At 34.7% G+C, this 7,637-nt stretch carries 17 protein-coding genes; all 17 read left to right on the top strand.

Going from position 1 to position 7,637, the window contains the following annotated elements; translation table 11 throughout:
- On the top strand, positions 1-155 hold a 155-nt coding region (locus V6137_RS00910), incomplete at its 5' end, for an EF-Tu C-terminal domain-related protein (RefSeq protein WP_483863906.1).
- Positions 156-517: 362 nt separating this feature from the next.
- Positions 518-832, top strand: a complete 315-nt coding sequence (gene rpsJ / locus V6137_RS00905; RefSeq protein ID WP_425445985.1) for a 30S ribosomal protein S10 — start codon at positions 518-520, stop codon at positions 830-832.
- A gap of 101 nt (positions 833-933) precedes the next feature.
- On the top strand, positions 934-1,566 hold the full coding sequence (gene rplC / locus V6137_RS00900) for a 50S ribosomal protein L3 (protein ID WP_425445984.1): 633 nt from the start codon (positions 934-936) through the stop codon (positions 1,564-1,566).
- Positions 1,567-1,591: 25 nt separating this feature from the next.
- A complete protein-coding gene (rplD, locus tag V6137_RS00895; RefSeq protein ID WP_425445983.1) occupies positions 1,592-2,215 on the top strand; it encodes a 50S ribosomal protein L4 in 624 nt (207 codons plus the stop codon).
- Complete coding sequence (gene rplW / locus V6137_RS00890) at positions 2,215-2,505, top strand: 50S ribosomal protein L23 (protein ID WP_425445982.1); 291 nt, start codon at positions 2,215-2,217, stop codon at positions 2,503-2,505. The genes rplD and rplW overlap by 1 nt, the downstream gene beginning before the upstream one ends.
- Positions 2,506-2,536: 31 nt before the next feature.
- A complete protein-coding gene (gene rplB / locus V6137_RS00885) occupies positions 2,537-3,373 on the top strand; it encodes a 50S ribosomal protein L2 (protein WP_425445981.1) in 837 nt (278 codons plus the stop codon).
- 50 nt (positions 3,374-3,423) lie between these two features.
- Positions 3,424-3,708 carry a 30S ribosomal protein S19 gene (gene rpsS, locus V6137_RS00880; protein ID WP_425445980.1) on the top strand — a complete coding sequence of 95 codons (285 nt, stop codon included), beginning with the start codon at positions 3,424-3,426 and terminating at the stop codon, positions 3,706-3,708.
- Between the two features lie 21 nt (positions 3,709-3,729).
- Positions 3,730-4,065: a 50S ribosomal protein L22 gene (gene rplV / locus V6137_RS00875; protein WP_425445979.1), complete on the top strand. Its 336-nt coding sequence runs from the start codon at positions 3,730-3,732 to the stop codon at positions 4,063-4,065.
- Positions 4,066-4,081: 16 nt separating this feature from the next.
- Positions 4,082-4,747 (top strand): 30S ribosomal protein S3, encoded by a 666-nt coding sequence (gene rpsC / locus V6137_RS00870; protein WP_425445978.1) that lies wholly within the window; start codon positions 4,082-4,084, stop codon positions 4,745-4,747.
- A 29-nt stretch (positions 4,748-4,776) separates the two neighbouring features.
- Positions 4,777-5,220: a 50S ribosomal protein L16 gene (gene rplP / locus V6137_RS00865; RefSeq protein ID WP_425445977.1), complete on the top strand. Its 444-nt coding sequence runs from the start codon at positions 4,777-4,779 to the stop codon at positions 5,218-5,220.
- Positions 5,210-5,413, top strand: coding sequence for a 50S ribosomal protein L29 (gene rpmC / locus V6137_RS00860; protein ID WP_425445976.1), 204 nt, complete (start codon positions 5,210-5,212; stop codon positions 5,411-5,413). The genes rplP and rpmC overlap by 11 nt, the downstream gene beginning before the upstream one ends.
- A gap of 24 nt (positions 5,414-5,437) precedes the next feature.
- The gene (rpsQ, locus tag V6137_RS00855) at positions 5,438-5,692 is read left to right on the top strand and encodes a 30S ribosomal protein S17 (RefSeq protein WP_425445975.1); all 255 of its coding nucleotides are present in this window, start codon (positions 5,438-5,440) and stop codon (positions 5,690-5,692) included.
- Positions 5,693-5,721: 29 nt separating this feature from the next.
- Positions 5,722-6,090 carry a 50S ribosomal protein L14 gene (rplN, locus tag V6137_RS00850; protein ID WP_425445989.1) on the top strand — a complete coding sequence of 123 codons (369 nt, stop codon included), beginning with the start codon at positions 5,722-5,724 and terminating at the stop codon, positions 6,088-6,090.
- A 14-nt stretch (positions 6,091-6,104) separates the two neighbouring features.
- Complete coding sequence (gene rplX / locus V6137_RS00845; RefSeq protein ID WP_425445974.1) at positions 6,105-6,416, top strand: 50S ribosomal protein L24; 312 nt, start codon at positions 6,105-6,107, stop codon at positions 6,414-6,416.
- A gap of 28 nt (positions 6,417-6,444) precedes the next feature.
- Positions 6,445-6,987, top strand: a complete 543-nt coding sequence (rplE, locus tag V6137_RS00840; protein WP_425445973.1) for a 50S ribosomal protein L5 — start codon at positions 6,445-6,447, stop codon at positions 6,985-6,987.
- Between the two features lie 18 nt (positions 6,988-7,005).
- On the top strand, positions 7,006-7,191 hold the full coding sequence (locus tag V6137_RS00835) for a type Z 30S ribosomal protein S14 (protein ID WP_425445972.1): 186 nt from the start codon (positions 7,006-7,008) through the stop codon (positions 7,189-7,191).
- 33 nt (positions 7,192-7,224) lie between these two features.
- Positions 7,225-7,623: a 30S ribosomal protein S8 gene (rpsH, locus tag V6137_RS00830; RefSeq protein WP_425445971.1), complete on the top strand. Its 399-nt coding sequence runs from the start codon at positions 7,225-7,227 to the stop codon at positions 7,621-7,623.
- The last annotated feature ends 14 nt before the right edge of the window (positions 7,624-7,637 follow it).

Genomic DNA, 7,637 nt, shown 5'->3' with positions numbered 1-7,637 from the left:
TAGAAGAAGGAACAGAAATGATAATGCCTGGAGACAATGCAACATTTAATGTTGAATTAATCACACAAATAGCAATGGAAGATGGATTAAGATTTGCTATTCGTGAAGGTGGTAGAACAGTAGGAGCTGGAGTTGTTACTGAAATAATAGAGTAATTAAAACTCAACTAAATAAAATGCTAAAAGAAGGGGATAGCCCTTCTTTTAGCATTTAAAATGTAAAGCTATTTAGTTATGTGTTTTAAATATGACAAAATATTAAAGAAAAATATAAAAAAAATTGCTTTAACCCCTTGAATTTTAAGTAGATTTAATATAGAATATAGTGGTATGTGATTTGCATGTGATGAAGCAAAAGGTTGCTTAAATCTAAGGGAATTTTTGCGGAGAATGTCCGGAGATCGGGCGGCTGGTATTGTCCTATTTTAATTGGTTGAAAACAACACACCCGGTTAAGTGTATGGGCGATTCCATGTCGTATGTACCAAAAAGCATGCGATAAAAGGAGGGAAATGTAAATGGCAAAGGCTAGCAATAAGATTAGAATAAGATTAAAAGCTTACGATCATGAGGTTCTTGATGTATCAGCACAAAAGATTGTAGAAACAGCTAAAAGAACAGGAGCAGAGGTTTCAGGACCTATACCACTTCCAACTGAAAAACAAGTTGTTACAATTTTGAGAGCTGTTCATAAGTACAAAGACTCTAGAGAACAATTTGAGCAAAGAACTCATAAGAGATTAATCGACATTTTAAAGCCAACAAACAAAACAGTAGAGGCTTTAACAAAGCTTAACTTACCAGCTGGAGTAAGTATTGAAATAAAGGCGTAAGTTAAATGAGTGGAAGATTCATATAGATATAGGATTTTACACTCTGCTTAGTATGATTGTACAAAGGTATAATCCGCTGTAAGATATCAGGAGGTGTAAAAATGAAAGGAATTTTAGGAAAAAAAGTAGGTATGACTCAAATATTCACAGAAGATGGTGCTGTTATACCAGTAACTGTGGTAGAGGCAGATTCAGTTCAAGTTATACAAAAGAAAACTGAAGATAAAGATGGATACAATGCGATCCAAGTAGGATATAAGAATATGAAAGAGAAGAAAGCCAATAAGCCTATGAAAGGTCATTTTGACAAGGCTGGCGTTGATTATAAAAGACACTTAGTTGAATTTAGAGTGGAAAACATAGATGATTACGAGGTAGGACAGGAAATAAAGGTTGACACCTTTGAAGCAGGAAGTAAAATTGATGTGACTGGAATATCAAAAGGTAAGGGATTCCAGGGTTCAATTAAGAGACATAACTTTAGTAGAGGACCTATGGGTCATGGTTCTAAATACCACAGATCATCAGGTTCAATGGGAGCAGCATCAGACCCAGCTAAGGTATTTAAAAACAAGAAATTACCAGGACATATGGGACATGAAAAAGTTACGGTTCAAAACCTAGAAGTTGCTAAAGTAGATACTGAAAAGAATATACTTTTAATAAAAGGTGCTATTCCAGGACCTAAAGGTGGAGTTGTAACAATAAAAGAAAGCATAAAGAGCGCCAAGTAAGCTTTTTTAGAAAGGAGGATATGATATGCCAAAGGTAGCTTTATATAATGTATCTGGACAGCAAATTGGAGATGTGGAGTTAAATGAAAGTGTGTTTGGAGTAGAAGTGAATAAACACGTTTTATATGAAGTTGTAAAGAACCAACTTGCTAACAAGAGACAGGGAACTCAATCAGCTAAAACGAGAACAGAAGTAAGAGGTGGAGGAAGAAAACCTTGGAGACAAAAAGGTACAGGTAATGCTCGTCAAGGAAGTATAAGAGCACCTCAATGGGCAGGTGGTGGAGTTGTATTTGCACCAAAGCCAAGAGACTATAGTTATAGATTGCCTAAAAAGGTAAGAAGATTAGGTATGAAGTCAGCATTAAGTTCTAAGGTTGAAGATAAGAATATAATAGTTCTAGATGAATTAAAGCTTAATCAACCTAAAACTAAAGATGTAGTAAATATATTGAAAAATATTAACGCAGAGAAGAAAGCACTTATAGTTATGAGTGAAAAAGATGAAAATCTTATATTATCAGCAAGAAACTTAGGAAAAGTGAAAACAGCATTAGTGAATACACTAAATGTTTATGATTTACTAAACTATGATTCTTTGATTATAACTAAAGATGCGGTTAAAAAAGTGGAGGAGGTGTATGCATAATGCGTAATCCACACGATATAATAAGAAAGCCTGTTATAACTGAGCAAAGTATGAATGATATGGCAGAAGGCAAATACACTTTTGTTGTAGATAAAAGAGCGAATAAAACTGAAATAAAAAAGGCTATAGAAACAATATTTGATGTATCAGTAACTAAGGTTAATACGATGAACATGAAAGGTAAACTTAAGAGAATGGGAGTTCATCAAGGAAGAAGAGCTAATTGGAAAAAGGCAATCGTTAAACTATCTGAGGATAGTAAACAAATAGAGTTCTTTGAAGGAATGTAATAAAATATAAGCTAAAAGGAGGGAACTTAGAATGGGAATCAAAAAGTTTAAACCCACTTCACCTGGTTTACGTACTATGACTGTTTCAACTTTTGAAGAAATAACTAAAAAAGAACCTGAAAAGTCATTATTAGTAAGCCTAACTAGAAAAGGTGGAAGAAATGCTCACGGTAAAATAACTGTACGCCACAAAGGTGGTGGAGCTAAAAGAAAATACAGAATAATAGATTTTAAAAGAAATAAAGATGGAGTACCAGGAAAAGTTGCTGCTATAGAGTATGATCCAAATAGATCAGCTAACATAGCATTAATACATTATGCGGACGGTGAAAAAAGATATATTATAGCTCCTAGAAACTTAAAAGTTGGAGCCATGATAATGTCAGGTCCAGAGGCGGATATAAAGATTGGTAATGCTTTACCCCTTGCTAATATACCAGTAGGTACAACTATTCATAATATTGAACTTAAGCCTGGCAAAGGTGGTCAATTAGTTAGATCTGCAGGAAACTCAGCTAAACTTGCGGCTAGAGAAGGTAAATATGCACAAATTAATCTACCATCTGGTGAATCAAGACTTGTGAGTATAAACTGTAGAGCTACAATAGGTCAAGTTGGAAACCTAGACCATGAAAACTTAACAATAGGTAAGGCTGGAAGAAAGAGACATATGGGTGTTAAACCTACAGTAAGAGGTAGTGTTATGAATCCTAATGACCATCCACACGGTGGTGGTGAAGGTAGAACTCCAATAGGAATGCCAAGTCCGGTTACACCATGGGGTAAACCAACTATGGGATATAAGACTCGTAAGAAAAATAAAAAATCAGATAAGATGATTGTAAGAAGAAGAAAGAAAAGAAAGTAGTTTAAATATATATAAGGTCGTTTGAAATTCTACTGAGAGGAGGCAATTTAATGGGTAGATCAGTTAAAAAAGGGCCATTTTGTGATGAGCACTTATTTAAAAAGGTAGAAACATTAAATGAAAAAAATGAAAAGAAAGTTATAAAGACGTGGTCACGTCGTTCCACAATATTTCCACAAATGATAGGACACACTATAGCGGTTTATGATGGTAGAAAGCATGTGCCAGTTTATATTACTGAAGATATGGTTGGTCATAAGTTAGGAGAATTCGCTCCAACAAGAACGTTCAGAGGACACGGAGACCATACGGAAAGATCAACTACACTAAAATAGTAGTAAAGGAGGGAACTTCCAGTGGAAGCTAAAGCTATAGCTAAATATGTTCGTATTGCACCAAGAAAAGCTCAAATAGTTGCCGACTTAGTAAGAGGCAAAGATGTAGATGAGGCTATTGCAATCTTAAAGTACACTCCGAAAAAAGGAGCTAAGATAATAGAAAAGGTTGTTAAATCAGCTGTTGCAAATGCGGAGAATAATTTTGACTTAGATAGAGAAAATTTATATATATCAGAAATATATGCAAATGAAGGTCCGACTATGAAAAGAATGAGACCAAGAGCCCAAGGTAGAGGGTATGTAATAAGAAAAAGAAATAGTCATATAGGTGTAGTAGTAAAAGAAAGAGAATAGAAAAGGAGGGATATGAATGGGTCAAAAAGTTAACCCACATGGTCTAAGAGTTGGTGTAATTAAAGATTGGGATTCAAAATGGTATGCAGATAAGAAAGACTTTGCAGACTATCTAATAGAAGATAATAAGATTCGTAAATATATAAAAGAGAAAATGTTTATAGCTGGGATTTCTAAAACTGAAATCGAAAGAGCGGCTAATAGAATTAAACTAAATGTTTATACAGCTAAGCCAGGTATGGTAATAGGTAAAGGCGGTTCAGGTGTTGAAAAATTAAGACTAGGCCTTGAAAAGATGACTGGTAAGAAGGTTATAGTAAATGTTGAGGAAGTTAAAGTTCCTGAATTAAGTGCTCAATTAGTTGCTGAGAATATAGCTAATCAACTAGAGAGAAGAATTTCTTTCAGAAGAGCTATGAAGCAATCAATCCAAAGAACTATGAGATCTGGAGCTAAGGGTATTAAGACAGCTGTATCTGGAAGACTTGGTGGAGCAGACATGGCAAGAACAGAAGGATATAGTGAAGGTAATATACCACTTCATACATTAAGAGCGGATATCGATTATGGATTCTGGGAGGCTGACACTACTTACGGTAAAATAGGAGTGAAGGTTTGGATCTGTAAAGGAGAAGTTCTTCCTACTGTTAAGGATGAACAGGATAAAAAAAGCGGTAAATAATAAAGTCTCGCAGGAAGGAGGAAATAATTATGTTAATGCCAAAAAGAGTTAAACGTCGTAAGGTTCATAGAGGTAGAATGAGAGGTAAAGCTACTCGTGGGAATAAAATAGCCTATGGTGAATATGCTTTACAAGCTTTAGAAGCGACTTGGATAACTTCAAATCAAATAGAGGCAGCCAGAAGAGCAATGACAAGATATGTTAAAAGAGGTGGAAAGATTTGGATTAAAGTTTTCCCTGATAAGCCAGTAACTCGTCAACCGGCAGAAACTCGTATGGGTAAAGGGAAAGGTTCACCAGAGTATTGGGTAGCTGTTGTTAAACCAGGTAGAATTTTATTTGAAATGGCTGGAGTACCTGAAGAGATAGCTAGAGAAGCTATGAGATTAGCGGCTCATAAGTTACCAATCAAATGTAAGTTTGTCACTCGTGAAGATGGAGTTGAAGAGGGTGGTGAAAGCAATGAAAGCTAATGAATTAAGAGATTTAACTGTTCAAGAATTAAATGATAAATTAGGAGATTTAAAATCTGAATTATTTAATTTAAGATTTCAATTAGCTACCGGTCAACTTGATAATCCTATGAGAATTAAGTCTGTTCGAAAGGACATAGCTAGGGTTAAGACTATATTGAGAGAGAGAGAATTAAATAAGATGAATGCATAATAGTTCCAGAAAGGAGGACTAGACGTGGAGAGAGGCAACAGAAAGGTAAGATTAGGAAAAGTTGTAAGTGATAAAATGGATAAAACTGTGGTTGTTGCGGTTGAAACTTTTGTTTCACACCCGTTATACAAAAAGTCAGTTAAAAGAACAACTAAGTTTAAAGCCCATGATGAAAATAATGAATGTCGTATAGGTGACAAGGTAAAAATTATGGAAACAAGACCATTAAGCAAGGACAAAAGATGGAGATTAGTTGAAATAACAGAAAAAGCTAAATAATCTTTACATTGTCGAAGGGAGGTAAAGACATGGTTCAAGTAGAATCAAGACTAAAAGTGGCTGATAACTCTGGTGCTAAGGAATTATTAGTTATTAGAGTTCTTGGAGGTACAAATAGAAGGTACGCTAGTGTTGGAGACGTAGTGGTTGCTGCTGTCAAAAGTGCAACACCTGGTGGTGTTGTCAAAAAAGGTGAGGTTGTTAAAGCGGTGGTTGTTAGAACTAGCAAAGAAATTAGAAGAGAAGATGGAAGTTATATAAATTTTGATCAAAACGCGGCTGTTGTTATAAAAGATGATAAACAACCTGTTGGTACACGTATCTTTGGACCTGTAACTAGAGAGTTAAGAGCGGGTAAGTTTATGAAAATAGTATCATTAGCACCTGAAGTACTATAGGAGGAGGTGTAGTTATGCACGTGAAAAAAGGTGACACAGTAGTTGTTATAACAGGAAAAGATAAAGGTAAAAAAGGAAAAGTATTAACTGCTTATCCTAAACAAAATAGAGTAATAGTTGAGGGAGTAAATATGTTAACAAAACATAAGAAACCTACTCAACAGATGCAACAGGGTGGAATAATTCACCAAGAAGGACCGATTAATGCCTCAAACGTTATGTTATTCTGCGGTAAGGATAAACAGGGCGTAAGAGTTGGATATAAAGTATTAGACAGCGGAGATAAAGTAAGAGTATGTAAAAAATGCGGTGAGGTTATAGATTAGTAGTTTTCACTGAAAGGAGGTACGAACAATGAGTACACGACTACAAACAAAGTATAAAGAAGAAGTTATTTCAGCTTTAATGGAAAAATTCAATTATGATAATATAATGCAAGTTCCAAAACTTGAAAAGGTTATTGTAAATATGGGAGTAGGAGAGGCAAAAGACAATCCTAAATCTTTAGAAACGGCTGTTGAAGAATTAAAAGAAATAACAGGACAAAAGCCAGTTATAACAAAGGCTAAAAAGTCTGTTTCTAACTTCAAAATCCGTGAAGGAATGCCTGTTGGTTGTAAGGTAACTTTAAGAGGAGAAAAGATGTATTATTTCCTTGATAAGTTAATGAACATAGCATTACCAAGAGTTAGAGACTTTAGAGGGGTTTCTCCTAAATCATTTGATGGTAGAGGGAACTATGCTTTAGGTATTAAAGAACAACTTATTTTCCCTGAAATAGAATATGATAAGATCGATAAAATAAGAGGATTTGATATCATAGTTGTTACTACAGCTGAAAGTGATGAAGAGGCTAAAGAATTATTAGGACAGTTAGGTATGCCCTTTAAAAAGTAGATAAGGAGGGAAAGAATAGTGGCTAAAAAATCAATGAAAATAAAGCAACAAAGAAAGCCAAAGTATAGTACAAGAGCGTACAATAGATGTAGAATATGCGGTAGACCACATGGTTACCTAAGGAAATTTGGCGTTTGCCGTATATGTTTTAGAGAGCTTGCTTACAAAGGAGAAATTCCTGGAGTTAAAAAGGCAAGTTGGTAAGAATTAGGTAAAAATGAAAGGAGGCTAACTCTAATGGTTATGACTGATCCAATTGCAGATATGCTAACAAGAATTAGAAATAGTAACAATGCTAGACATGAAACTGTTGATATCCCAGCTTCTAATATGAAAAAGGCGATAGCTCAAATATTATTAGACGAAGGTTTTATTAAGGGATTTGATGTTATAGATGATGAAAAACAAGGTATAATAAGAATACAGGTTAAATATGGAAGAGATAACGAGAGAGTAATAACTGGTCTTAAGAAGATATCTAAGCCAGGACTAAGAGTTTATGCTAAAAAAGATGAAATACCAAGAGTACTTGGAGGTTTAGGAATTGCTGTACTATCAACTTCAAAGGGTATAGTTACTGATAAGGTAGCTAGAAAAGAAGGAGTAGGTGGAGAAGTAATCTGCTATGTATGGTAATTTTTAAACTTGAT

Source organism: Dethiothermospora halolimnae (assembly GCF_037577855.1).
GTDB lineage: Bacteria > Bacillota > Clostridia > Tissierellales > VENL01 > Dethiothermospora > Dethiothermospora halolimnae.
Note: the sequence above shows the minus strand (reverse complement) of the source record. Positions and strands in the feature narration are given on the sequence as shown.